Source organism: Hyphomonadaceae bacterium ML37 (assembly GCA_027627685.1).
Taxonomy (GTDB): Bacteria; Pseudomonadota; Alphaproteobacteria; order Caulobacterales; family Maricaulaceae; genus Oceanicaulis.
The window spans coordinates 638,237-661,584 of the sequence record CP091241.1 but is presented as its reverse complement, the minus strand read 5'-3'; the positions used below and the strand labels follow the sequence as shown (position 1 = coordinate 661,584).

The window sequence follows — 23,348 nt, the reverse complement described above, 5'->3', positions numbered from 1 at the left end:
CAGGCGCATCATGGGACGCTTTACCGGCAAGACCGCCGTCGTCACCGGCTCCGGCCGTCGCAAGGGGCTGGGCGAGGCCATCGCCCTGCGTCTGGCGTCCGAAGGCGCGGCGGTGGTGATTTCCGACATCGTTCAGGCCGCCGACCCGGCCACCCCGGCGCAGCATATCGGCGCGACCGACGAGATGGAGGCCATCGCGGCGGACATCCGCGCGGCGGGCGGCCAGGCGTCAACCTGCGTGTGCGATGTGCGCGATCTCGAACAGATGCGCGCGCTGGCCCACCATGCCCGCGACACCCATGGCTCGCTGGACATCTGGGTGAACAATGCCGGCATCGGCTATATCATGAAGCCTTTGCTGGACGTCACCGCCAATGACTGGCGCGCGGTGATCGATGTGAATCTGACCGGGTGCTTTTTCGGCATCAAGGCCGCCGCCGAAGTGATGGTGGAACAGGGCAAGGGCGGACGCATCATCAATATCGCCAGCCAGGCGGCGAAATCCGGCTTCCCCCACGCCCAGGCCTATACCAGCTCCAAGCACGGCCTCGTGGGTCTCGTGCGCTCTGCCGCCATCGAGCTGGGGCCGCACCAGATCACCGTCAATAATGTTTGCCCCAACCACGTCACCACGGGGCTGGGCGCCTGGCAGAACGAGTATTTCTCCAAGGTGGTCGGCGCGGCCAGCGTTGAGGATTACCTCAAGGCCATGGCCGACCGCATCCCGCTCAAACGCCCCGGCAAACCCGAAGACACCGCCAAGGCGGTCGCCTTCCTGTGCTCGGATGAAGCTGAATACATCACGGCGGAAAGCATGAATGTGTCGGGCGGCGAGGAGCCGCATTGATGACCCGCACCCCTCCCCCCGGCTTCACCTGGCCCAATGGCGCCAGGCTCGCCCTCTCCATCGTCGTCAATGTCGAGGAGGGCGCCGAGCGCAATATCCGTGACGGCGACAAGGGTCCCGAACCGGTGGACGAGCTGGGCGTGACGCTCAAGGCACCGATCCGGGTGCATGGCAACGAGACCAATTATCAGTACGGGATCAATCGCGGCGCAGGGCGGGTGCTTAAACTGCTCGATCGGTACAGAACGCCCGCCACCTGGACGGTGTGCGCCCAGGCGCTGGAGCGCGCGCCGTGGATCGCCAAGGCCCTGATGGCGCGTGGTGACGAGCCGTGCAGCCATGGCTGGCGATGGCAGTTCCAGGCCTTCATGGACGAGGAGAAAGAGCGCGCCTTCATCGACCGCGCCGGAACGTCCATTGAGGCGACCTGCGGCCGGCGCCCGGCGGGCTGGCTGTCGCGCTATCTGCATACGGACATCACGCGCGGCCTGCTGGCGCAGGCCGGATATCTCTATCACATGGACGATTACTCGGACGATTTTCCCTTCTGGGATGTCGTGGATCTGCCCGGCGGCGCTGGGGCCAAGCCGATCATCGTCCTGCCCTACGCGCTCGACACCAATGACATGAAATTCTGGCTCGACCCGTCCCTGACCGCGAAGGACTGGCTGACCTATGCCTGCGACACGTTCGACTGGCTCCGCAAAGAGTCCGCCGAGGAGGGTGCGCGCATAATGAGCCTGGGCCTGCATCTTCGCATCATCGGCCGGCCCGGCCGGATCGGCGCGTTCGAAGCCTTCCTGGAGTACGTGACCTCCAAAACCGGCGTCTGGATCGCCACCCGCGAAGACATCGCCAAAGCCTTCGCCGCCGCCGTGCCGGCGCCCGAAGCCTGACAGGAGACACGCCATGCGTATGCTGATCGCCGCACTGTGCCTTTGCCTCACCGCGCCCTGGGCCGCCTCCGCGGAGCCGGACGATGAGCCGGGTTATCCCGGCGCCAACGAGCTGGCGGGCCTGCTGATCGGGTCTTTCTCCACCCTTGAACAGTCGCGTACCGAGGGCTGGGGCTATGTGGAAAGCGAGACGGTGCGCATCTGGCCCGATCGCGAGGACGGCATCTGGCTCTATCAGGAAAACGCTTTCCTGGGCTCCAGCCCGGACGATTTTGACCCCGAGATCAAGCAACGCCCCTATTTCCAGCGCATCATCCGCATCTGGGAGCTGAATAACCGCCTGGTCCTGCGCACCATCTACAGCCTCAATGATCCGGCCAGCGTGGTGGGGGCCTACGCCGATCCGGCGCGCATCGCCGAAGACCAGCTGGGCGCGGTGAGCTGCTCGGGCGAGGTGCACCGCATCGCCCACGGCTATTGGCAGTCGAATTTCGACACCTGTCCGTCGGGCCTGCGCGGCGCGGTGCGCACAGTGTCGCGCTCCATCCACACCCCCCAGGGACACGCCAACTGGGACCGCGGCTTCGACGCCGAGGGCACGCTGATCTGGGGCCCGGCGCGGGGCGGCTATGTGTTTGACAGGGTGGACTGATGTCCACGCCAAAGGGGGTTGCCATGAAAACGCTGTCCATCATCACCGCAGGGCTCGCCGCCCTGTCGCTTTCCGCCTGCAATGAAGCGCCGCCAGCGGGCGCGGTGGAAACACCGGTCCCGCCAGCCGCCGCCGCCGAGCGCAATCCGCTGGATTTGCGCCGCACCACCCTGCTGGTGCGCGATCTGGAGGCCTCGCTGGCGCTCTATCGCGACGCGCTTGGAATGACCGTCAGCTATGACCAGATGATCACCAGCCGGGACGGGTCCAGCCAGTCGCGCCTGGTGCTCCTGAAAGCCAATGACGACCAGATCGGCATGCTCGGCCTGTGGCAGCTGGCCAATGCCGGCGACGCGCCGCCGCCCGACGTGCCGGAAACCGGTTTTGAGACCGGCGATGTCGTGCTGTTGTTCAACACAAGCGAGCTGGACACGGTCTTCCCAGCTGCCGCAGAGGTCCCCGGCGTGCGGGTGATGAGCGAGCCGACCCTGCGCGAATATCCCGGCGACGGCGTGACCTATCAGGTCATGGTGTCGATGCTCCGCGATCCCGACGGCCATATCGTGGAGCTCAACCGCCGCGTCCATCCGCCGCTGGACTGGGACTGAGGCGCATTCAGAGCGAGCTGGAACCGGCGGGGTGATGCTCCGCCGGTTCCCCGCGAACGCTAGCTCACGATCTCGTCTTTTAGCGTGCGCGCCGCCATGAAGAAGGCGCCCGCCGAGGCCAGCGCCACAACGCCGAAAATCACCATGGACCAGCGCAGGCCTTCAGCCTCCCCCATGGACACAGCCAGCATATCGCTGACCAGACCCACGCTGACGGGACCGAGTCCCAGCCCCACCAGATTGATGATGAACAAGAGCACCGCCGCCGCCGTGGCGCGGGTGTGCGGCGCCACCAGGCTCTGGGCGCTGGCGAAGACCGGTCCGTACCAGATGGCGCCCAGGAAGACCGGGATGGCCAGCAGAATGAATGAATGGCCGACATCAGGGACCAGCATGGCCGCCACGAAGGGTGGCACGGTGAGCGCGGTGGCGATGCCCGGCACGATGGCGTAGCCCGCCGGATTGAGACGCGCTGACCGGTCGGCGAGTATCCCGCCCAGATACGTGCCTGCTGCGCCGCAAATGCCGATCAACAGACCCAGCGTCGTGCCGAGAAAGCCGATGGGCCCGAAGCCGGTGCCCAGCACGGCATTCACCTGCTCGGCCATGGCGGCGAGCCCTTCGGCGTGATTCCTGAAATAGAATGAGCCGTAGAAGGTGATGTGGCCGTAGCCGATCATCGCCGCGAGGGCGGCGGCGGCCGAGATCCACCAGAAGGATTTTTTCGATCGCAGCTCTGTGGCGGCCTGGGACAGGCTGGGCCGGCTGGCCGCCGATGCGGCCGTCATGCTGCGCATGCCCTTGCGGCGCGGCTCGGGCAGGGTCAGCCAGGTGATCAGGGCCAGCACCAGCCCCGGCGCGCCGGCCACAAAGAACGCCACACGCCAGCCATAGGCGTCGGCGATCAGGCCGCCGACCACCATGCCGGCCAGCGATCCCAGCGGAATGCCCATGGAATAGAGCGCCAGCGCGGAGGCGCGTTTCTCCTTGGGCGTATAGTCGCTGATCAGCGAATGGGCCGGCGGCGAACAGCCTGCCTCGCCCACGCCCACCCCGATGCGCGCGGCCAGAAGCTGGACAAAATTGCCCGCAAACCCACACAGGATGGTGAAGGCGCTCCACACCGCCACAGCGGCGGAAATGATCTTCACCCGGTCGGCCCGCTCGGCGTATCGCGCGATGGGTATGCCCAGCACCGTGTAGAAGATCGCGAACGCGAAGCCCGCCATCACCCCGAGTTGCCAGTCGGCAAGGCCCAGATCATTCTTTATCGGCTCGGCGAGGATGTTGACGATCTGGCGATCAAGAAAATTGAAGATGTAGATGACCAGCAAAACGCCCAGCGCATAGGCGCGGGCGGGTTTGGCCAGCGGCGCAGGTGCGCTGGCCGGCGCGTCTGTTTCAGCCGTCACAGACAAGTCCTCCCCTTGTAGGCCAGCCTCTTTGAGGGCCGGTCGCGTGGACATGAGGTTAGTGCGCGCGCGCCCGGTGTGAACCGTTTTTCGTCGGCTGCTGGAGCGTTTTGCGCTTCGGGCCAGGCAGACGCGCCAACTTCCGTCTGCGCAATGGGGTTGGAAAGCCGCCCGGGCGGCGCTCATATTTGCGCGGGCCGGCTGGGGAGTTTTGATCAGGATGGGCGCGTTGGCGGAGCAGACCGGACGCGGCGCGCGGCGTTTCTGGCCATTCCTGTTATGGCTGGCCGCCTTTTACATCAGCTGGTTGCTGATCGTGTCGCTCAACGGCCTTTGGCCGGTTGTGCGCGACCACTGGCCCATCGCCGCGGCCATGGCCGCCGGCTCCTACTTCGCCGGCTCCACCCCGATGGGCGGCGGCACTGTCGGATTTCCCGTCCTGGTGCTCCTGTTCGACCTGCCCGCCACGCTGGGGCGCAATTTCGGACTGGCGGTCCAGTCCATCGGCATGGTCTCGGCCAGCATCTACATCCTGACCGCGCGGCGCACGCTGGACTGGGCGCTGCTGCGTCCGGCGCTGCTGGGCGCGCTGATCGGCACGCCGCTGGGCGCCGCGTTCATCGCGCCCTACGCATCGGACCTGCTGGTCAAGCTGGTGTTCGCCGTCACCTGGGCGAGTTTCGGGATCATACACTGGCTCAAGCTGAACGAGATCGTGAAGCCAGAGGGTCCGCGCCATCCCCATGACCGGCTGGACACGCCAATCGGCCTTGCGGTCGGCCTGACCGGCGGCGTGGTGGCGTCGCTCACCGGCATCGGCATCGACATGATGATCTATACCGTGCTGGTGCTGTTCTACCGGGCGGACCTGAAAATGGCGATCCCGACATCGGTGCTGCTCATGGCCTTCACCTCGCTGGTGGGCATTTCATCCAATGCCCTGCTCGGTCAGGTCAACCCGGCGCTTTATGCGATTGATCCGGCGGTCTTCCGTAACTGGCTCGCCGCGGCGCCGGTCGTGGCGCTCGGCGCGCCGCTGGGCGCGGTGGTCGTCAACTATCTGCCGCGCAAACCGACCCTGCTCATCGTGTCGACGCTGTGTCTGGGCCAGTTCATCTGGACGCTGTTCAAAGAAGGCGTGACGGGCTGGTTATTGCTTCTGGTGCTGACCGCGCTGGGCCTTCTGTGCGCGGGATTTCTGTGGCTGTTCCGCGCCGGCGCATCCAATGGAGAGCCCGGCTCGACGCGATAAAGGCGCACCGTGCGACCTTAAAGGCCGGCATGTCTTGGCCGCCGCCGGGGAACCGAACTGGGCGCTTTGGTGTTGTCCGTCCAGGCCGGACGTCAGGGTTCACGCCTTGGCGACGGTCAATCGGGGGGACCATGATTTGCCGCCATGTTGCCGGTCATGCGACTCTCGGTCCTGGCAATGCAGCTTGAAATGGGAAATCATGAGAGACTCAAAACCCGTCGTGTATATCATCCTTGCAGTGGCGCTGGTCGTCATTGGCGCGGTCGGATACGCCATCTGGCGCGACAGCCAGACCAACACGCTCGAAATGAATATTGGCGACGAAACCCTCCGGATCGAAACCGAAGGCTGACCCCTTCCCCGGCCCCAAAAACTGGTGCACAAGGGACACAGTGCGGCACGGTTTTGTGCAGCGCTGCATAGAATGGGTTAAAGCTGTCACATAACCGCGCGATAAGGTGCGTGAGTTCAATCTCTATGAAGGATCCAAGGCATGAAAACCTATCTGCTTTCTGCTGCGGCTTTGGGACTGGTTCTCGGCGCGCCGTCCATGGCGGCCGCCGATGAGGGCTGGTATCTGAGCGGTGCAATTGGTTATGGCACGCCGGAATCGACGACGGTCAGCGGCGCCCTCGGCGGCGCCCCGAACGGCGGCACGATCAACGGTGGCAGCGACTGGCGTCAGAAGCTGGCGCTCGGCTATCATCTGGCCGACAACTGGCGCATCGAGGGCGAAGTCGCCCACCGCTACAACCGCACCGGCGCGATCGGCAATTACGAGGACAGCCGCTCCTCGTTCCATGCTTGGACCGCCATGCTGAACGTGCTCTATGAGTTCGATTTTGCGACCGAATGGCGTCCGTACTTCGGCGCCGGCATCGGCTTCGCCCAGTCTTACGGCTCGCTGTCGGGCTGGAACACGGGCACGCGTCCGGTCGGCTCGATCATCCCGGGTGATCCGCGCTATATCGAAGTGCGCGACCAGGATCTGTCTGTGGCCTATCAGGGCATCGCGGGCATCGCGTGGCCGATCACCGAGCGGATCGTTCTCGACACCGAGTACCGCTATTTCGGCTACGGCTCGACGCGCTATGACGGCGTGAACGTGGGCAATCTGTCCGGCCACGAACTGTGGGCCGGCCTGCGTTACAGCTTCGGCGCGCCGCCGGCTCCGCCGCCGCCGCCGCCCCCGCCTCCGCCTCCGCCGCCGCCTCCCCCGCCGCCCCCGCCTCCGCCGCCTCCGCCGTCGTGTGAGGATGCCGAGTTCGTGGTGTACTTCGAGTGGGATCGCTCCAACGTCACCGACCAGTCGCGCAACGTCATCAACAGCGCCATCAGCACCGCCCGCAATTGCGGCGTCGCTGCGGTCCGCATCGATGGCCACGCCGACCGCTCCGGTTCGGCCGCCTACAACGTCGGCCTGTCCGAGCGCCGCGCCCGTGCGGTGCGTGACGAGCTGGTCCGTCTCGGCGTTCCCGCCGGTGCGGTGTCGATCAACGCCTACGGCGAATCCCGCCCGGCCGTTGCGACCCCGGACGGCGTGCGCGAGCCGCTGAACCGGCGCGTGGAAGTCCTGATCAACCTGAACTAAGTCCAGGTCAGTCAGTCTCAAATCAGACGGCCCGCCGGAGCAATCCGGCGGGCCGTTCTGCGTTCAGTGTGCAGACGTGATGACTGCGTGCGTTCCGGTGCTAGTAGGCCGCGATCTCCACCTTGAATCCGGCGCCTTTCACGGCGGCGAGGATGCGCTCCATATGGGCGCGGTCATGGGCCTCCACCGAGATGTCGATATAGGTGACCTTGGCCGGCAGGTCGGAGAACACCCGGTGATAGGCCACGTCGATCACATTGCCCTGTTCCTGTGCGATCACCGTGGACACCTTCACCAGCTGGCCCGGCACATCGATCAGCTCGATGCGCAGGCGCGCCATGCGCCCTGACCGGACCAGGCCGCGCAGCAGGATGGAGGACAGCAGCCGCGTATCGATATTGCCGCCGCACAGCACGGTGGCGACCTTGCGCCCGGCGAACCGGTCAGGCTGTTCCAGCACCCCGGCCAGACCTGCAGCGCCCGCGCCTTCAGCCAGCACCTTCATTTCAGTGAGATAGAGATACAGCGCGCGCTCCAGCGCCGGCTCGCCAACCAGAATGAGATCAACGGCCATAGCCGACAACAGCGCCGCCGTGATCCCGCCCGGCGCCTTGACCGCAATGCCTTCGGCCAGCGTGCTGCCGCCAATGGGGCGCGCAAGGCCCTGCAGCCGGTTGGCCATGGAGGGGTAAAGCTCCGCCTGCACCCCGATAATCTCGATGTCCGGATGCGTCTCGCGCGCCGCCAGCGCCAGGCCTGACAACAGGCCGCCGCCGCCCACCGGTGCGATCATCACATCGAGATCGCCCTGCTCTGCCAGCATTTCGCGCGCGATCGTGCTCTGGCCTGCGATCACCCACGGGTCATCGAACGGATGGATCAGGGTCAGGCCCTGCTCCCCCGCCAGCCGCTCGGCGCGCGCCTGCGCCTCGTCATAGCTGTCGCCGGCGATCACCACCTCGGCGCCCATGCCTTCGGTCTTCTGGATTTTTACAATGGGCGTGCCGCGCGGCATCACGATCACGGCGCGAATGCCCAGTCGGGCGGCATGGCGGGCCACGCCCTGGGCGTGATTGCCGGCCGACGCCGCCACCACACCGGCCTCGCGCTCGGGCCTGGTCAGGCTCATCAGCCGCGCCAGCGCCCCACGCTCCTTGAAAGATCCGGTGTGCTGGAGCGTCTCCAGCTTGACCCACAGCTCGCACCCCAAAGCCTCGCCGATCCGGTCGGCGCGCAGGAAGGGCGTGCGCACAATCCCCTCCAGCCCCGCATCATGCCAGCGCCAGACCTGGGCCAGGGCCGCTTCAAGCGCGGGTGAGATGGGAGGGGCGGACAAGGACATGGGCGTGGCTTTCGGGCGGGAAAACCTCAGTGTGCGGCAGTGCAGCACGCATGCGCAAACGGAAAACCGGCGGCAGGCGCGTTCCCGGCCCGCCCCGCCTGTGCTAGGAGGCGCTGACGACACAGGATGAGGGACGCTCCGCCATGCGCATCAGGCTATCGGTCATCGCCGCCGCACTCTGGCTCTCCGCTTGCAGCGCGCCGGACCCGCAAAGCCCTGCCGCCGGCGAGGCCGAGCCGTATACGCTGACCATCCTGCACATCAATGATCATCACAGCCATCTCGAGCCACGCACGCTGGATTTCGATGTCAGCGATCTGGCGCTGGAGGCGGCGGCGCCGGCGGACGGGCGCCTGCCGGTGGCCTATGGCGGATATCCCCTGCTGACCACGCTGATCGAAGCGCGCGCCGCGGCGGGCGATCCAGTGCTGACCCTGCATGCCGGCGACGCCATCACGGGTACGCTCTACTACACCCTGTTCGAGGGCGAGGCCGATGCGGCGATGATGAACCGCATCTGTTTTGACGCTTTTGCTGTGGGCAATCACGAGTTCGACCACGGCGATGCCGGACTGGCGCAATTCCTCGACTTCCTGACGGGCGGCGACTGCGGGACCGCCGTGCTGGGCGCCAATGTGGCGCCTCATGACGCCTCGCCTTTGGTGGACCGCCTCCAGCCTTCGGCGGTTTTCGAGCGGGGCGGGCGGCGCGTCGGCGTGATCGGGCTGGTGATCGCGGAGAAGACCCGGGTCTCCTCCTCGCCCGATCCTGACACGCGCTTCCTCGACGAAACGGAGACGGCGCAAAGCGAGATCGACCGGCTGCGCGCAGGCGGCGTGGAACAGATCATCCTGCTGACCCACCTGCAATACGCCAATGATCTGGCGCTGGCGCGCGCGCTGACCGGCGTGGATGTCATTGTGGGCGGCGATTCCCATACCCTGCTGGGCGATCGCGGCGTCCTGGCGCCGCTGGGCTTCACGCCGGAGGGGCCCTATCCGACCATGGAGACCAATGCCGACGGCGATCCGGTGTGCGTGGTCCACGCCTTCGACAATGCGCAGGTGCTGGGCGAGCTGCGCGTCAGCTTTGATGAGGCGGGCCGCGTGATCGCCTGCTCGGGCGCGCCGATGTTTCCCGCCGCCGCCAGCGGCTATGCGTACAGCCAAGATGACGCTGACATCGCTCTGTCCGATGCAGACGCCGCCCTTGTGCGCGCCGCGCTGGAGGATCACCCCGCGCTGCACCCGGTCGATGCCGACTCGGAAAGCGAGACGCTGCTGGCCGGCTTCACCGCCCAGCTGGCTGATCTGCGCACCACCATTATCGGCGAGGCCGCCGAGACGCTGTGCATGGTGCGCCTGCCCGGCGAAGGGCGCGCCGAGCCGCTGTGTTCACGCGAGGAGACCTATGAACACGGCGCCCATATCTCCGCTCTGGTGGCGCAGGCTTTTCTGGAGCGTGAAGGCAGCGCTGACATCGCCATCCAGAATGCGGGCGGCGTGCGCACCAGCATCCCGGCCGGCCCGGTTACCATCGCCGACGCCTTCACCGTCCTGCCCTTCGCCAACACGCTGCACGTGCTGACCCTGTCAGGCGCGGAAATCATCGCGACGCTGGAAGAGGCCGTGGCCGCCAGCGCCAGCGGCGGCGGCGCCTATCCGTATGCGGCCGGTTTGCGCTTTGCAGTGGATCTGTCCGCTGAGCCCGGCGCGCGCATCAGCGCGGTGGAGGTCAATTCACGCCTCGCCGGAGATTGGACGCCCATCAATCCGAATGCGGAGTACAAGGTGGTCACCAATTCCTTCACCGCCGGGGGCGGTGACGGATACACAGTCTTAGCCCGCGCCAGCGCAGAGGGACGCGTCACCGACACCTTCGCCGAATATGCCCAGAGCTTCGTCAATCACGTGCGCGCCCGGGCCGAGGCCGGCGAGATGCTGTCGCGTCCGGACCCGGAGATGATGAGTACGCAGCGCTTCATCAACGCGGAGGGATGTGACCATTCACAGCGGGCTGACTGCGGCTGAGGCGACGCAAGCGCCCTAATAGGCGCGCTCCACCACGAACTCGGCGAGAGCGGCCAGCGACTGGCTCCACACATTGTCCGGCGCAGCGTCCAGCGCTTCGACTGCCCGCGCGGCATGGCCGCGCGCGGCCTCCAGCGTGGCATCCAGCGCGCCGTGGCGCTTGAGGATCTCCACAGCCCGGTCAAAATCGTCCGGAGACTGACGGCCATCGGCCATGGTGCGCACCCAGAATCCGCGCTCGTCCGCGCCGCCCGCTTCCAAAGCCAGCGCGACGGGCAGGGTGATCTTGCCTTCGCGGAAATCATCGCCGGTATTCTTGCCCAGCTCCACGGCGAGCCCGCCATAGTCGAGCGCGTCATCCACCAGCTGGAAGGCCAGGCCCAGCTCGCGGCCATACGTCTCCATGGCCGTTTCGACCTGCTTGGACGCGCCAGCCAGGATGGGAGACACCTGGGCGGAGGCGGCGAACAGGGCCGCGGTCTTGGCGGCGATAATGTCCATGTATTCTGCCCGCGTGGTGGCGACCTGCCGGGCGGCGGCCAGCTGGCGCACTTCGCCCTCGGCGATCACAGCCGCCGCGCGCGACAGCACGTGGAGCGCATCCATGGAGCCCGCGTCCACCATCAGCATGAAGGCGCGCGCAAACAGGAAATCGCCTACCAGCACGGACTGGGGATTGCCCCAGACCTTGTTGGCGGGCCGCTTGCCCCGGCGCAGATCGCTGTCATCGACCACATCATCATGCAGGAGCGTGGCCGAATGGATGAACTCCACCGCCGCCGCCAGCGGCAGATGGCCCCGCCCGTCATAGCCCAGCATGCGCACGGTCGCGACAGTGATGAGGGGGCGGATGCGCTTGCCGCCGGCGTCGAGCAGGTAGTGCGCAATAGCGGGGATCACCGCCGTGGCGCTGGACGCCCGGTCGGCGATCAGCGCTTCCACGCCCGCCATATCGGTGCTGGCCAGAGCCGCCAGGCGAACCGCCGGGTTTACCGGGGCCGCCTCGTAGTCCGGCAGGGGAAGTCCGTTCACGCGCCTTGCCTCTTGCAGTCAGATCATTTGCGCCTGCAGAATAGGTAGCCCCGGCGCCTCCGGCAAGCTGACCAGACTGCGTGACAGGGACGCAGGCTGGTTCTGGCGCCACACCCGCCGCCGGGCAAGCAGGGAGATGCGTGCGATGATGATCGAGGTGCTGTCCACCAACGATCCGGTGAAGCTGAACTTCGCCGAGGCGGTCCTGCGCGATTGCGGGATCGAGCCGGTGACGCTGGACGCCCACACCGCCGCAACCTTCGGCGGCGCCCTACCCTGGATCCGCCGCCGGGTTCTGGTGCCGGAAGACGTCGCGGACAAGGCGCGCCGCGCCCTGGCCGAGGCCATGCCTGCGGACGAATGACGAAGGACTCCCGACTGACGCAAGACCGCATTCTGGGCGGTCAGCTGATCCTGACCCAGACCGCTGACGGCTATCGCGCCGGCCTCGACGCGATCCTGCTGGCGGCCTCGGTCCGCCTGGCGGCCGGCGCACGGGCAGCCGAGTTCGGCTGCGGCACGGGCGCTGCGATTCTGTCGGTGGCCCATGCCCACAAGGACGCCCGGCTGACCGGCGTGGAGCTGGACGCGGGCGCCGCTGAGCTGGCCCGGCACAACGCAGCAGCGAACGCGCTGGAGGACCGGGTCGCCATTGTCGAGGCGGAAGCGCTGGCCTGGCGCCCCGATGCGGCGCTGGATGCGGTGTTTTTCAACCCGCCCTATTTCGATGATCCGGCCTCGCTGCGCGCGCCCAAACCCGGCAAACAGGCGGCCTGGATCAGCGCCGCTCCCCTGGCGGACTGGATCACAGCGGGGCTCAAACGCCTTAAACCCGGCGGGTCACTGGTGTTCATCCACCGGGCAGACCGGCTGGGTGAGGCGCTCAGCGCGCTGCAGGGCAAGGCGAGCGCCGTAATCCTGCCCGTCCACCCACGCGCTGAGGCGCCGGCCAAGCGCATTCTGGTTGAAGCGCGCGCGGGCGGGCGCGCGCCTCTGGTGCTGATGGCGCCTCTGGTGCTGCATGAGGACGCCAGCGGAGCGTGGACACCAAGGGCGGATGCCGTGCTGCGCGGGGCGGCGCGCCTTGAACTGGCGGGCTGAACACGCCAAGTCTGAAGGTTCATTCTGCGACTGGAGCCGCCATGTCTGTCATCCGCGACGAATTCGACCGCGCCACGCGCGCCCTGCGCAAGGTGTTCGGGGCCGACGCGCCGAGCGTGCCGCTGATCCGGCTGGAAGGCATGATCGCAGCCGGCGGGCGCAATTCCAGCGCGCTGTCCCTGAGCCGGCTGGAAAAGCTGCTGGACAAGGCTTTCGCCGACACGAGCGCCGCCGCCGTGGCGATCAGCGTCAATTCGCCCGGCGGCAGCCCGGTGCAATCGCGCCTGATCCATGACCGCATTCGCGCCCTGGCGGCGGAGAAGGACAAACCGGTTCTGGTGTTCTGCGAGGATGTGGCCGCATCCGGCGGCTACTGGATCGCGTGCGCGGGCGATGAGATTTTCGCCGATCCGGCGTCCATCGTCGGCTCCATCGGCGTGATCAGCGCCGGCTTCGGCTTCACCGGCGCCATGGACCGGCTTGGCGTCGAACGCCGGGTGAAGACTGCGGGCAAATCGAAACTGCTGGCCGATCCCTTCGGTCCGGAGACCAAGGAGCAGGCCGCCACGATCACCCGCCTGATGGAGGCAATGCACGCCCAGTTCATCGACCACGTCAAAGCCCGGCGCGGCGAGAAGCTCAAAGACGGGGCCGAGCTGTTTGACGGCTCGGTCTATACCGGCGCCGAGGCGCTGGATCTGGGCCTGATCGACGGGCTGGGCGAGGCGCGCAGCGAGCTCAAGCGCCGGTTCGGCGACAAGGTGCGCATCCGTCCGCTGGCCCCGGCGCGCCCGGGCGTTTTGTCGCGCTTCATGGGCGCAGCGCTGGATCAGGTGGAGCTGCGCGCGGTGTGGAGCCGGTTCGGGCTCTAAAGAAGCATTTTCAGCGAAAGTGGACACCGGTTTCGCGGTTCGAAAATGCGATAAATCAGGAGTCCGTCACCGCGCGCTTCAGCCCCGGCAGGCCCACCGCCAATGTGGTCGCCCGCGCGATGTAATAGCTCAGAAACGCCAGCCACAGCCCCGTCACGCCGAAGGCCGGGCGCAAGGTGAGGTCCAGCGCCAGATAGATCACCAGAGCGGCGATCATGGCGTTGCGCATCAGCGCGCCGCGCGTGGTCCCGATCATCAGCCCGTCCAGCTGCCAGCTCGGCGCGCCGATCAGCGGGACCAGCGCACAGAAGACCAGAGCGCCGAGCGCCGACTCCCGCGCCGCCGGGTCGGTCGTCATGGCCAGGATGAACGCCTCCCCGAACAACAGGAAGGCAAGCGTCAGCAGCAATGCCCCGCCCAGGGCCATCTCGCTGGTCAGGCGGAAGGCGCGTTTCAGCCTGTCCCAGTCGCGCGCGCCTGCGGCCCGGCCGGTTTCCGCCTCGGCCACATGGGCGAAGGCGTCCAGCACAAAGGCGCTGATGGCGATGAATTGCAAGAGAATGGCGTTGCCCGCCAGCACGTCCGGGCCCTCGCGCAGGCTCGCCTCGTTGAACCAGTAGAAGCCCGCCAGCAAAGCCAGCGTGCGCACGAACAGATCGCGATTGACCGCGAACAGGCGCATCAGGCCCTGCCGCTCGAACACGCGCTCGGATGAGGCGCGGCCACGGGCGCGCAGCACGCCGGCGATCACCACAGCCGCCAGCCCCAGATGCAGCCATTGCGCCAGCGCGCTGGCGCCCGCCACCCCTGCCACGCCCCAGTCCAGCCCGAAGACGAACCAGAGCGACAGGCCCGCATTGGCGAGATTGAGCGCGATCTGCAGCACCAGCGCCCGGCCGGTCAGGCCCAGCCCGATCAGCCAGCCATAAACTGCAAATCCTGCCAGCGCCGCAGGCGCGCCCCAGATGCGCGCATCGATATAGGCCCGGGTATCGGCGGCCACGTCCGGCCCGGCGCTGAACAGGGCGAGCGCGGCTTCGCGCAGCGGCCATTGCGCCGCGATGAAGATCAGCCCGAAGCCGCCGGCCAGAAGGAGCGCGCGATAGAGCACCGCGCGCACCGCGCCAGGCTGGCCGGCCCCATCGGCTTGCGCCGCCAGCGCCGTCGCGCCCATGCGCAGAAAGCCCAGCGACCAGTAAAGCATGTTGAAGACGAGCGTGCCCAGCGCCACCGCCGCGATGGCGGCGGTCTCGCCGGTATTGCCGATCACCGCCAGATCAACAAGGCCCACGAGGGGCGCAGCCACATTGGCGCCCATGATCGGCAGAGTGCGCGCGAACAGGGCGCGGCGGGTGAGGTGAGATTCGCTCATGCGCCCCCCTTACCCGGTTCGGGCACCGCCGGGCAGCCCCGAAACGACAACCCCCGCCCGGACAGGGTCCGGACGGGGGCGGTTCGTCTGGCGCGGTTCCGGCAGGCGGACCGCTATATGATTACCAGGACACGCTCACGCGGCCATAGACATAGCGGCCATTGAAGCCCGCCGGAGAGAAGGCGTTGTAAATGAAGGGCGTCGGGCCCGTCGCCGCGTTGAATTGCGGGTTCTGGGTCGGGTAGCTGTCGAACACATTATTGGCGCCCAGCGCAAACCGCGTGTTCTCCAGCAGCTGGACCGAGGCTTCCACGTCCACGACCCATTGCGGCTCGATCGTCCAGTCCAGCGCCGGATTGTTGGACAGCACCTGCACGTCACCAAAGCGGGTGGCGCGGATCAGGCCGCCGAGGTTCTCGCGGTTCCAGTCGAGTCCGAAAATATACTTGTTTTTCGGCGAGCCCGTTTCCTGGCGCCCGATATTGACCCGTGCAAACAGGGTCGGCGGCGGGGTCAGGGCCGACAATACGCCGGTCGACTGGATATTGCTGAGCTCGGTATTGGTGAAGTTGGCCGCCGCCGTGGCGCGGAAGCTGCCGAGCGTGTCGGTGTCCCAGGAATAATTGGCGACGATGTCGACGCCCTCGGTCACCGAGTCAGCCGCGTTCAGGAAGAAGCGGGCCGCGCCGACGCCGGCGGGCAGCAACGCCACCACATTGGCCTGGTTCAGGTTTTCCGACAGCAGGATGCGGTCATCGATCTCGATGCGGAAACCGTCAATGGTCAGCACAAAGCCGCCACTCTGGAAGACCGCGCCCAGCGAGTAGTTGACCGAGGTTTCCGGCTCCAGGTCCTGTGAACCCAGTGCGCGGGCGATGGGGCTGTCCACCGCGAACGTGCCGGTTTCGGTGGCGACGTTGTTGATGAACACCGTGGAGGTGGCCGTGTAGTGGCTCTGGTGCAGCGACGGCGCGCGGAAGCCGGTGCTGATCGAGCCGCGCAGCGCGGCATTTTCAGTCATGTCAAACCGGCCCGCGATCTTGGCGTTGAGCGCGTCGCCGAAGTCGGAATAGTGCTCATAGCGCACCGCGCCCGACACCGTCACGCGGTCGGTGACATCGGCTTCAAGGTCGACATACCCGCCCCATGAATCGCGGCTTTCATCCACTTCGTTCTGCGGCTGGAAGCCCGGGAACACCTGGCTGCCAGCAGCCAGGCCCGGCACGCCGAAATAGGAATCGGGCTCGCCCGCGCCAATCTCGAAATTCTCCCGGCGGTATTCAGCGCCATAGGCGACGTTGAGCGGGCCGGCGAGGCCACCCAGCGCCACAGACTGGACGAAGTCGGCATTGACCACGGTCTGGCTGAACTGCAGCTGGCCGGCGAAGAACTCGGTCGGGCTCGTGGCGCCGAGAGAGCGGTTCAGCGTGTTGCGGATGTTGAAATCAACCGTGTTGCGTCCGTGGACGACGCTGAAGTCATAGGCCACGGCGCCGGCATCGCCGCGCACGCCGCCGCCGACCGACCAATCGGTCACGTCCGGGTGGATTTCCGGCAGGAAGCCGTCGGGATAGATGGACTCGACATTGCGGGCGTCGCGCGCGCGGCGATAGAAGCCGAACGAGCGCGCTTCGCGGTCCTGATAGCTGGCGAAACCATAGAGCTCCGCGCCATTGTCCAGCGGCAGGCCGGCATTGGCCAGCACGCTGACATCGCGCACATCGCCATTGCCGTGATTCCAGTTGAGCCGGTCAAAGGTCAGCTCGCGCGGATCCGGCTGCCCGCCGATCAGATTGTAGTTATTGACCGTGTCCACGTCGGCGCGATTGGTGCGCTGACGGTCACGGTACTCGGCCGACACCGTCAGGAAGCCATTTTCAGCCAGCGGGAAACCCGCCCAGCCCGAAATGGTCAACGTCTCGCCATCGCGCACATTGCGGCTCGATCGCGGAAGGTCGACATTGGTGGCGTGCTCGCCATAGGTCACGGTCACCGCGCCGCCTTCGCTGGCTTCGCGCAGGCGCACGTTGATCACGCCGGCGATGGCGTCCGAACCGTATTGCGCCGAGGCGCCGTCACGCAGCACTTCCACCGCGCCGATGGCCGACGTCGGGATGGTGTTGAGGTCCACCGCCGCCGCGCCGCGGCCCACCGTGTTGAGGTTCAGCAAAGCGCTGACATGGCGGCGCTTGCCGTTGACCAGCATGAGGGTCTGATCCGGCGCCAGGCCGCGCAGCTGGGCCGGGCGGATGGAGTCGGTGCCGTCCGAGATAGCGGGAAGCGGGAAGTTGAAGGACGGCAGCGAATAGGCCAGCGCCTGATTGAGCTCGGTGGTGCCGTGGGCCGTCAGGTCATCGGCGGAGATCACATCCACCGGGGCCAGCGACTGGGTGATGGTGCGCCCTTCGGTGCGCGTGCCAGTGACGATGATCACATCGCTGGTCGCACGCGGCGGCGGCGCGTCCTGCGCCATGGCGGCGCCGGCGGCGAGGACAGCGAGCGAAACGCCCGCTAGGAAGAAGGTGGATTGTTTGATGCGCATGAAATGGGAACTCCCCTGAGTGAGGCCGCGCGGCGCGACCTTGCGATGAAGGGTGCGCGTGTTGCGGCTGCTAACTGATGGTTTAGGTGTGGCGGCGAGGTGAAAGTTCCAGTGGCGCGCCTCCGTACTTGCCGCCCTTTTGTGACGGGTGTGGCAGATTCGTGACACTGGCCAAGGCAGGGTGCGTCAACACATCATCGCTTAGCTTTCCTTCAACGGCTCGGATCAGCCGCGCCCTCACGCCCGCGCTGAGCGTGCTTGCAGGCCGGTTCGCAGGCGGTTAAAGCTGAAGGCCGTCGCGGCGAACAAGGAAGACGCTCTCGTGGGTCCGTCAGATATTCTAAACATTGACAGGCCGGAGGCGCGGCCCGTCGAGCCCCTGCTGCCGCTCAATGCGTTGCGGGCCTTCGAAGCTGTGGCCCGGCGCGGCAGCGTTGCTGCAGCTGCGAGGGAGCTGGGCGTGACGCCCGGCGCGGTGTCCCAACAGATTCGCCTCCTGGAAGATGTCCTCAAAGTGCGCCTGCTGGAGCGTCAGGGCCGCGGCGTGTCGCTGACCGTGGGCGCAGCCGGGGCGGCGCCGGCGCTGAACGAGGCTTTCGCCCGCCTGTCCGAAGCCAGCCGTCTGCTGCGCCAGGAATCCGGCGTCAGCGCCCGCGTGCGTCTGGGTGCGCCGGGCGCGCTGGCCGCGGGCTGGCTAGCGTCACGCCTGGCCGGTGCAGACATAGACCTCATCGCCGACCCGGCGCCCGAAGACCTGGACCGGTTCCGCCTCGATCTGGATATCCGCTATGGCCCCGGCCCCTGGCCCGGCCACCGGGCGGTGCGGCTGCTGACCGAAAGCGTGGCCCCCGCCGCTTCGCCGGTCCTGCTGGCGCCCTTTGGCGGGGACTGGCGCGCGGCGCTGACCGCCCTGCCCCTGATCCACGACATGAGCCCGGGACGCGATCCCGCGCAGCCCGACTGGCGCACCTGGCTGGAGCGCCGGCGCCTGGCGCGGGCCGATCTGGCCGCCGGGGATCATTACGCGCGGCCCGAGCATGTGGTCGCCGCCGCCGCGTCTGGACGCGGCGCGGCTCTGGTGCGCCGCAGCCTGGCCGATGGAGCCATCGCACGCGGTGAGCTGATCAGCCTGGTGGCCGACGGGGTGACGGCGCTGGACTGGGGCTATTATATCCTGTCGCCTGAGACCCGCCCCTTGCCGCGCGCGGCGCGCGCCGTCATCGATACCCTGAAAGACCTCGCCGAGCCCTTCGAGGCCGCCGGCGTCTAGACCTGAATTTCCCCTGCGTTGAAAGGACTTGCCATGCGTCACCTGACCCGCTTCGCCGCCCTCGCCGGCACGGCCCTGTGGCTGACCGCCTGCGGCGCGCCGGACTCACGTGCGCCTGACACGGCGCAAGCGCCAGAACCCGCCGCCGCGCCTGCGGCTGCGCCGGTCGAAGCCATGGTCGCCGCTGCGCATCCCGATGCGGTCGAAGCCGGATTGGAAGCACTGCGCCAGGGCGGCGACGCGGTGGATGCGGCCATCGCGGTGCAGGTGGTTCTGGGTCTGGTCGAGCCGCAAAGTTCCGGAATCGCCGGGGGCGCCTTCATGGTGCGCTATGACGCCGCGACGGGTGAAACCATCGTCTATGACGGGCGCGAGACGGCGCCTGCCAGCGTCACCGAAGACCATTGGCTGAACGCGGACGGCGAACCGCTGGGCTTTATCGAGGCCTGGCAGAGCGGACGCTCCACCGGCGTGCCGGGCGCCATCGCCATGCTGGCCATGGCCCATGACGAGCATGGCCGGCTGGACTGGGCCGACGGGTTCGACGCCGGCATTGCGCTGGCGCGCGACGGGTTCGAGGTCTCGCCGCGCCTGTCCTCTCTGGCCCAGCGCGTGCGGCAAATCTCCTCGCTGGCACGACGCGAGCAGTCGCGCGATTATTTCTATGATCCCGACGGCAATGCCTGGCCCGCTGGTCATGTGCTGACCAATCCGGGCTATGCCGCGACGCTGACGGCTGTGGCGGCGGACTGGCGCAATTTCTACACCGGCGAGATCGCGCAGCAGATTATCGATGCCGCCGCTGAAGAGCCCCTGCCCGGAACGATCACGCTGGAGGATCTCGCCGGCTACGAGCCGGTGCGGCGCGCGGCGCTGTGCGCGCCCTACCGCGTCTATCTCGTTTGCTCGGCGCCGCCGCCCTCGTCCGGCGCTGTTGCGGTCGGGGCGATTTTGACGATTCTGGAAGGCTTCGACATGAGCGCTCACGGCCCCGACACGGTGGAGGGCTGGCGCCTGTTCATCGAGGCGAGCCGCCTGGCCTATGCCGACCGCGACCAATATGTCGGCGATGCCGACTTCGCGCATGTGCCGGTGGCCGGGCTGCTGGACCGTGATTATCTCGCTGCGCGCCGCGATCTGATCGATCCGGAACTGGCGATCCCGGCCATCAGCCATGGCATGCCGCCGGGCGCGCAGCCGGCCGGGCCCGACACCACGCCGGACAATCGAGGCACCACGCATTTCGTGATCCGCGACACATTCGGCAATGTGGTCTCCATGACCACCACGGTTGAATCGGGCTTTGGCAATAACCGGATGACCGAAGGCGGGTTCCTCTTGAACAACCAGCTCACCGATTTTGCTTTCGTCCCGCGTGACCAGGAAGGCCGCCTGCACCCCAACGCGCCGGAAGCGGGCAAGCGTCCGCGCTCGTCCATGTCGCCGACCATTGTGTTTGATACGGACGGGGATTTCGTGCTGGCCACCGGCTCGCCGGGCGGCAATTCGATCATCGCCTACACCGCCAAGACGCTGGTGGGCATGCTGGACTGGGGGCTGAGCGCGCAGGCGGCGGCCGATCTGCCCAATGTCGTGGCGCGCGGCGATGTGGTGAATATCGAGCGCGGCTTCAATGCGGACATCCTTGAGGCCCTGCGCGAGCGCGGCTTCGAGATTGACGGCGAGCGGGGCGAAAACTCCGGCATCCACATCATCCGCGTGCTGGACGACGGCACGCTGGAAGGCGCCGCCGATCCGCGCCGCGACGGGATTGTCGGCCGGCCCTAAAGGCCGCGCCTACCGCGTGTAACGGCGTTTCAGCCCGAACAGCAGGGCGATGGCGCCGAAATACAGGAACGGGCGCAGCGTGGCGGCGAGCCCGGCCATGTCCATGCGCGTGAAGGCGAGCTGCAGTGCGAAATTGGCCGGCATGTCCCCGGCGCTGGCGTATTCCAGCGCGAAGCGCAGCACCACGTCCACGGCGTAAGCCAGCAGCGCCGCGCCCGTGATCTGCGACCAGCGCCGCATCACCAGCGCCGACACGATGGAGGCCATGGCGATGAAGGACACGTCAAAAAAGGTGAAGCCTGCCAGGAGCAGCGTGACCGGGTCCGCGCCCATCGCCTACTCCCCTGCGTCCGTGATCAGGCCGGCATAGTCCTCACAGATCAGGCTGGCGAGCGCCTGTCCGCCCTCCAGCGTCACCGCCAGATAGACCGCGCCATCATCGGTTTCGTGGAAGGGCGCGTCGGTCGGCGCGATATCGCTGCCTGCGCCCAGAAGCGCGGCGGCGGCGTCCACGGCCGCGGCGCCATCGCCGCCCGGATTGCATCCGGTGGCGCTGTCCACGGCCCCGAACAGCCAGGCCAGCCGGTCACGCGCTGCGGACAGGCCCTGAGGCGACGGGAATCGCGCAGTGACGTTGAAGACAGGCTCTACACAGAAATCTGCGGCGATAACCACGACCGATCCGTCGGCGAACACGGCCGCGTCGGCGCGCGCATCGGGGCTTTCCAGCGCCGGGGCGGCGAGCACGGCGCCCGCTTCGAACAGATCAAAGCTGAAGGCGGTGAAGTCGATGCAGGCATCGGCCTGATCCTCGAACCCGGCTTCGCCTTCCTGCGCGTGGGCGGTCCCGCATGACCCGGCGACGAGGCCGGCCAGCGCCGCCAGAAATCCAAAGCGAATCATGACGCCCCCCCTGAAATTTGAGAGAGCAGTCTATCCCGGCTCGACCCCGCGCTCCAGCGCGCGCGCAAGGGCGCTGGCGTCGCGCGCCGCATCCGTGCCGGGAAAGCGCTGGTCCAGCGCGGTCTGGGCGCGGATGGCGCCGGGCACATGGGGGTCGCGCCGGATGATCCCGGCCAGCAGCGGGCGGAAGCCCAGAAAGCTCTCGCATGTGCGCGCGAACATGGCGTAGGCGTTTTGCGCCGACGCCTTGTCGGGTGCGTTATTGACCACCACGAAGGGCGCGGCCCCCTCGTCGCGCATGCGCAGGGTTTTCACAAAGGCGTAGGCGTCGGTCAGCGAGGTGGGTTCGTCATTGATGACCACCAGCACATCGTCGGCGGCGACGGCCAGGCGGATATTGGCCCGCTCGGCCCCGGCGGCCAGATCAATCAGCGTACGGTCATAGCCCATGGACGCCGCGGCGAGGCCCGCCGCCAGCCGCCCCACGGCGCCGATATCGAGCCCCGCCAGCGACGCCGACCCGGACGGTCCGGCGATCACATCGAACCCGCCAGCCTTGTGCGATCCGCCACAGGCGGGCGCCACCGCCTCGGCCAGGGTCAGGCGCCCGGCCACTACGGCGCCGAGATCGCCCGGCGGGTTGAGTCCCAGCTGCACGTCGATATTGGCCATGCCCAGATCGGCGTCCACCACCAGCGTGCGCGCCTTGCGCTGGGAGAAGGCCCGCGCCAGCGCGAGCGTCAGCGCGGTCTTGCCCACACCGCCCTTTCCCGAAGCGATGGCGATGACCGGCCCGGCGCGGCGCGGCGCGCGCGCGGCCTCATGGGCTTCTGCGGCAAGCGTGGTCATGAATGATCCTCCTCGCCAGCGTCGTCTTCAAGCAGCGCGCGCGCCAGTCTCAACGGTGTGGCGGGCGCCAGGCCTGAACCGATAAAGGGCGAGGCCGCCACATGAGCATAGGCCAGACCCGCCTCGCCCGGCGCCAGCAGCGCTCCGCGCCGGCGCGCGGCGTCCAGCTTGGTGATGATCGCCCGGCCCGCGCCGATGGCGGCGAGCAGGGCCGCGATGTCTTCCGCGTCGCCCGGGCTGAGCCCCGCCTCCATCACCGCGACAATCTCCGCGTCGGCGGCATAGGCGAGATCAGCCAGATCATCGAGATCATCGAGCTCGAACGGATTGATGCCCGGCGCATCGATGATCGCGGCTTGAGGCGCGGCGCGGGTCAGCACGGCGGACAGCTCGCGCGGGCCCTCCACCGCTTCAAACTCCAAATCCAGCGCCCTGGCGTAGGCGGCCAGCTGCTCGCGCGCGCCCGCCCGGGCGTCGGCGCTGATCAGAACCGGGCGCACGCCATGGCGCACAGCCCGCGCCGCCAAGCGCGCTGCGCAGGAGGATTTGCCCGCCCCTGCACCACCCGCCAGCAATATGGGGCGTCCGGGATCGGCCTCGATGGGGTGCACGCCGTAGCGCTGGTCCAGCGCCCGCGCCAGCGTGGCCGTGGCTTCGCCGTCCTGCATCGCCATGGCCGATGTCATCAGCGCTTCGGCGGGCTCGGACGTGACCTGATGCCAGCTCAACGCCCGGGCGATGCGGGTCAGGCCGGCGCTGGAATCGCCGCGCTCGCGGGTGCGCTCGGCGTCGCGGCGGGCGAGCGCGGTCACGCTGTCCTCGGCCTTGGTCCCCATGGCGCCGCGCTCGGCCGCTGCGCGCACTTCCACGCCGCCGCCCGGCGCATCGCCCGAGGTGATGATCACCGCGTCCGGCCCCAGTTCGCGGCGCACCTCGGCCATGACGGCGCTGAGACTGTCTCCGGTGAAGGTGCGCATGCGCATGGCGGC

22 protein-coding genes are annotated in these 23,348 nt (G+C 67.6%); 13 read left to right on the top strand and 9 right to left on the bottom strand.

Annotated elements, in window-relative coordinates; translation table 11 throughout:
- Positions 1 to 10: 10 nt before the first annotated feature.
- Genes L2D01_03325 through L2D01_03310 form a run of 4 tightly spaced genes read left to right on the top strand, consistent with a single transcriptional unit; the run spans position 11 to position 3,003 of the window.
- Positions 11 to 847: an SDR family oxidoreductase gene (locus tag L2D01_03325; protein WBQ10821.1), complete on the top strand. Its 837-nt coding sequence runs from the start codon at positions 11 to 13 to the stop codon at positions 845 to 847.
- Positions 847 to 1,743 (top strand): polysaccharide deacetylase family protein, encoded by an 897-nt coding sequence (locus L2D01_03320; protein ID WBQ10820.1) that lies wholly within the window; start codon positions 847 to 849, stop codon positions 1,741 to 1,743. Before L2D01_03325 ends, L2D01_03320 begins: the two co-directional genes overlap by 1 nt.
- 13 nt (positions 1,744 to 1,756) lie before the next feature.
- Positions 1,757 to 2,395 (top strand): chromophore lyase CpcT/CpeT, encoded by a 639-nt coding sequence (locus L2D01_03315; GenBank protein WBQ10819.1) that lies wholly within the window; start codon positions 1,757 to 1,759, stop codon positions 2,393 to 2,395.
- A 23-nt stretch (positions 2,396 to 2,418) separates the two neighbouring features.
- The gene (locus L2D01_03310; protein WBQ10818.1) at positions 2,419 to 3,003 is read left to right on the top strand and encodes a VOC family protein; all 585 of its coding nucleotides are present in this window, start codon (positions 2,419 to 2,421) and stop codon (positions 3,001 to 3,003) included.
- Positions 3,004 to 3,062: 59 nt separating this feature from the next.
- On the opposite strand, the gene L2D01_03305 is transcribed toward L2D01_03310, so the two are convergent.
- On the bottom strand, positions 3,063 to 4,415 hold the full coding sequence (locus tag L2D01_03305; protein WBQ10817.1) for an MFS transporter: 1,353 nt from the start codon (positions 4,413 to 4,415) through the stop codon (positions 3,063 to 3,065).
- A 220-nt stretch (positions 4,416 to 4,635) separates the two neighbouring features.
- Here L2D01_03305 and L2D01_03300 point away from each other — a divergent pair, with 220 nt between their 5' ends.
- From L2D01_03300 to L2D01_03290, 3 genes are all read left to right on the top strand, one after another.
- Positions 4,636 to 5,667: a sulfite exporter TauE/SafE family protein gene (locus L2D01_03300; GenBank protein ID WBQ10816.1), complete on the top strand. Its 1,032-nt coding sequence runs from the start codon at positions 4,636 to 4,638 to the stop codon at positions 5,665 to 5,667.
- A 199-nt stretch (positions 5,668 to 5,866) separates the two neighbouring features.
- Positions 5,867 to 6,019: a hypothetical protein gene (locus tag L2D01_03295; GenBank protein ID WBQ10815.1), complete on the top strand. Its 153-nt coding sequence runs from the start codon at positions 5,867 to 5,869 to the stop codon at positions 6,017 to 6,019.
- A gap of 141 nt (positions 6,020 to 6,160) precedes the next feature.
- A complete protein-coding gene (locus tag L2D01_03290; GenBank protein WBQ10814.1) occupies positions 6,161 to 7,258 on the top strand; it encodes an OmpA family protein in 1,098 nt (365 codons plus the stop codon).
- Between the two features lie 100 nt (positions 7,259 to 7,358).
- On the opposite strand, the gene L2D01_03285 is transcribed toward L2D01_03290, so the two are convergent.
- On the bottom strand, positions 7,359 to 8,600 hold the full coding sequence (locus tag L2D01_03285; protein WBQ10813.1) for a threonine ammonia-lyase: 1,242 nt from the start codon (positions 8,598 to 8,600) through the stop codon (positions 7,359 to 7,361).
- Between the two features lie 143 nt (positions 8,601 to 8,743).
- Here L2D01_03285 and L2D01_03280 point away from each other — a divergent pair, with 143 nt between their 5' ends.
- Positions 8,744 to 10,630: a 5'-nucleotidase C-terminal domain-containing protein gene (locus tag L2D01_03280; GenBank protein ID WBQ10812.1), complete on the top strand. Its 1,887-nt coding sequence runs from the start codon at positions 8,744 to 8,746 to the stop codon at positions 10,628 to 10,630.
- A gap of 15 nt (positions 10,631 to 10,645) precedes the next feature.
- On the opposite strand, the gene L2D01_03275 is transcribed toward L2D01_03280, so the two are convergent.
- Positions 10,646 to 11,662, bottom strand: a complete 1,017-nt coding sequence (locus L2D01_03275; protein WBQ10811.1) for a polyprenyl synthetase family protein — start codon at positions 11,660 to 11,662, stop codon at positions 10,646 to 10,648.
- A 145-nt stretch (positions 11,663 to 11,807) separates the two neighbouring features.
- Here L2D01_03275 and L2D01_03270 point away from each other — a divergent pair, with 145 nt between their 5' ends.
- The 3 genes from L2D01_03270 to L2D01_03260 are packed head-to-tail and all read left to right on the top strand — an operon-like array spanning position 11,808 to position 13,635.
- The gene (locus tag L2D01_03270; GenBank protein WBQ10810.1) at positions 11,808 to 12,026 is read left to right on the top strand and encodes a DUF2007 domain-containing protein; all 219 of its coding nucleotides are present in this window, start codon (positions 11,808 to 11,810) and stop codon (positions 12,024 to 12,026) included.
- On the top strand, positions 12,023 to 12,763 hold the full coding sequence (locus L2D01_03265; protein WBQ10809.1) for a methyltransferase: 741 nt from the start codon (positions 12,023 to 12,025) through the stop codon (positions 12,761 to 12,763). The genes L2D01_03270 and L2D01_03265 overlap by 4 nt, the downstream gene beginning before the upstream one ends.
- A 41-nt stretch (positions 12,764 to 12,804) precedes the next feature.
- Complete coding sequence (locus L2D01_03260; protein ID WBQ10808.1) at positions 12,805 to 13,635, top strand: S49 family peptidase; 831 nt, start codon at positions 12,805 to 12,807, stop codon at positions 13,633 to 13,635.
- Between the two features lie 55 nt (positions 13,636 to 13,690).
- On the opposite strand, the gene L2D01_03255 is transcribed toward L2D01_03260, so the two are convergent.
- Both L2D01_03255 and L2D01_03250 read right to left on the bottom strand, forming a co-directional pair.
- Positions 13,691 to 15,007 carry an MATE family efflux transporter gene (locus L2D01_03255; protein ID WBQ10807.1) on the bottom strand — a complete coding sequence of 439 codons (1,317 nt, stop codon included), beginning with the start codon at positions 15,005 to 15,007 and terminating at the stop codon, positions 13,691 to 13,693.
- A gap of 121 nt (positions 15,008 to 15,128) precedes the next feature.
- Entirely contained in the window at positions 15,129 to 17,549 is a 2,421-nt protein-coding gene (locus tag L2D01_03250; GenBank protein WBQ10806.1) for a TonB-dependent receptor, read from the bottom strand.
- 322 nt (positions 17,550 to 17,871) lie between these two features.
- On the opposite strand from L2D01_03250, the gene L2D01_03245 reads away from it, so the two are divergent.
- Both L2D01_03245 and ggt read left to right on the top strand, forming a co-directional pair.
- Positions 17,872 to 18,819 (top strand): LysR family transcriptional regulator, encoded by a 948-nt coding sequence (locus tag L2D01_03245; protein WBQ10805.1) that lies wholly within the window; start codon positions 17,872 to 17,874, stop codon positions 18,817 to 18,819.
- Between the two features lie 33 nt (positions 18,820 to 18,852).
- Positions 18,853 to 20,607 carry a gamma-glutamyltransferase gene (gene ggt / locus L2D01_03240; GenBank protein WBQ10804.1) on the top strand — a complete coding sequence of 585 codons (1,755 nt, stop codon included), beginning with the start codon at positions 18,853 to 18,855 and terminating at the stop codon, positions 20,605 to 20,607.
- Positions 20,608 to 20,616: 9 nt separating this feature from the next.
- Here the strand turns inward: ggt and L2D01_03235 are convergent, their stop codons facing one another.
- Genes L2D01_03235 through L2D01_03220 form a run of 4 tightly spaced genes read right to left on the bottom strand, consistent with a single transcriptional unit; the run spans position 20,617 to position 23,342 of the window.
- On the bottom strand, positions 20,617 to 20,940 hold the full coding sequence (locus L2D01_03235; GenBank protein WBQ10803.1) for a hypothetical protein: 324 nt from the start codon (positions 20,938 to 20,940) through the stop codon (positions 20,617 to 20,619).
- Positions 20,941 to 20,943: 3 nt separating this feature from the next.
- On the bottom strand, positions 20,944 to 21,510 hold the full coding sequence (locus tag L2D01_03230) for a hypothetical protein (GenBank protein WBQ10802.1): 567 nt from the start codon (positions 21,508 to 21,510) through the stop codon (positions 20,944 to 20,946).
- A 30-nt stretch (positions 21,511 to 21,540) separates the two neighbouring features.
- The gene (locus tag L2D01_03225) at positions 21,541 to 22,359 is read right to left on the bottom strand and encodes an AAA family ATPase (protein ID WBQ10801.1); all 819 of its coding nucleotides are present in this window, start codon (positions 22,357 to 22,359) and stop codon (positions 21,541 to 21,543) included.
- Complete coding sequence (locus L2D01_03220; protein ID WBQ10800.1) at positions 22,356 to 23,342, bottom strand: hypothetical protein; 987 nt, start codon at positions 23,340 to 23,342, stop codon at positions 22,356 to 22,358. Before L2D01_03220 ends, L2D01_03225 begins: the two co-directional genes overlap by 4 nt.
- Between the last annotated feature and the right edge of the window lie 6 nt (positions 23,343 to 23,348).

Excerpts from the sequence above, each read along its gene's own strand:
- L2D01_03325 (WBQ10821.1), top strand. The coding sequence starts at position 11 with ATGGGACGCTTTACCGGCAAGACCGCCGTCGTCACCGGCTCCGGCCGT.
- L2D01_03320 (WBQ10820.1), top strand. The coding sequence starts at position 847 with ATGACCCGCACCCCTCCCCCCGGCTTCACCTGGCCCAATGGCGCCAGG.
- L2D01_03315 (WBQ10819.1), top strand. The coding sequence starts at position 1,757 with ATGCGTATGCTGATCGCCGCACTGTGCCTTTGCCTCACCGCGCCCTGG.
- L2D01_03310 (WBQ10818.1), top strand. The coding sequence starts at position 2,419 with ATGAAAACGCTGTCCATCATCACCGCAGGGCTCGCCGCCCTGTCGCTT.
- L2D01_03300 (WBQ10816.1), top strand. The coding sequence starts at position 4,636 with ATGGGCGCGTTGGCGGAGCAGACCGGACGCGGCGCGCGGCGTTTCTGG.
- L2D01_03295 (WBQ10815.1), top strand. The coding sequence starts at position 5,867 with ATGAGAGACTCAAAACCCGTCGTGTATATCATCCTTGCAGTGGCGCTG.
- L2D01_03290 (WBQ10814.1), top strand. The coding sequence starts at position 6,161 with ATGAAAACCTATCTGCTTTCTGCTGCGGCTTTGGGACTGGTTCTCGGC.
- L2D01_03285 (WBQ10813.1), bottom strand. The coding sequence starts at position 8,600 with ATGTCCTTGTCCGCCCCTCCCATCTCACCCGCGCTTGAAGCGGCCCTG.
- L2D01_03280 (WBQ10812.1), top strand. The coding sequence starts at position 8,744 with ATGCGCATCAGGCTATCGGTCATCGCCGCCGCACTCTGGCTCTCCGCT.
- L2D01_03270 (WBQ10810.1), top strand. The coding sequence starts at position 11,808 with ATGATGATCGAGGTGCTGTCCACCAACGATCCGGTGAAGCTGAACTTC.
- L2D01_03265 (WBQ10809.1), top strand. The coding sequence starts at position 12,023 with ATGACGAAGGACTCCCGACTGACGCAAGACCGCATTCTGGGCGGTCAG.
- L2D01_03260 (WBQ10808.1), top strand. The coding sequence starts at position 12,805 with ATGTCTGTCATCCGCGACGAATTCGACCGCGCCACGCGCGCCCTGCGC.
- L2D01_03255 (WBQ10807.1), bottom strand. The coding sequence starts at position 15,007 with ATGAGCGAATCTCACCTCACCCGCCGCGCCCTGTTCGCGCGCACTCTG.
- L2D01_03250 (WBQ10806.1), bottom strand. The coding sequence starts at position 17,549 with ATGCGCATCAAACAATCCACCTTCTTCCTAGCGGGCGTTTCGCTCGCT.
- ggt (WBQ10804.1), top strand. The coding sequence starts at position 18,853 with ATGCGTCACCTGACCCGCTTCGCCGCCCTCGCCGGCACGGCCCTGTGG.
- L2D01_03235 (WBQ10803.1), bottom strand. The coding sequence starts at position 20,940 with ATGGGCGCGGACCCGGTCACGCTGCTCCTGGCAGGCTTCACCTTTTTT.
- L2D01_03230 (WBQ10802.1), bottom strand. The coding sequence starts at position 21,510 with ATGATTCGCTTTGGATTTCTGGCGGCGCTGGCCGGCCTCGTCGCCGGG.
- L2D01_03225 (WBQ10801.1), bottom strand. The coding sequence starts at position 22,359 with ATGACCACGCTTGCCGCAGAAGCCCATGAGGCCGCGCGCGCGCCGCGC.
- L2D01_03220 (WBQ10800.1), bottom strand. The coding sequence starts at position 23,342 with ATGCGCATGCGCACCTTCACCGGAGACAGTCTCAGCGCCGTCATGGCC.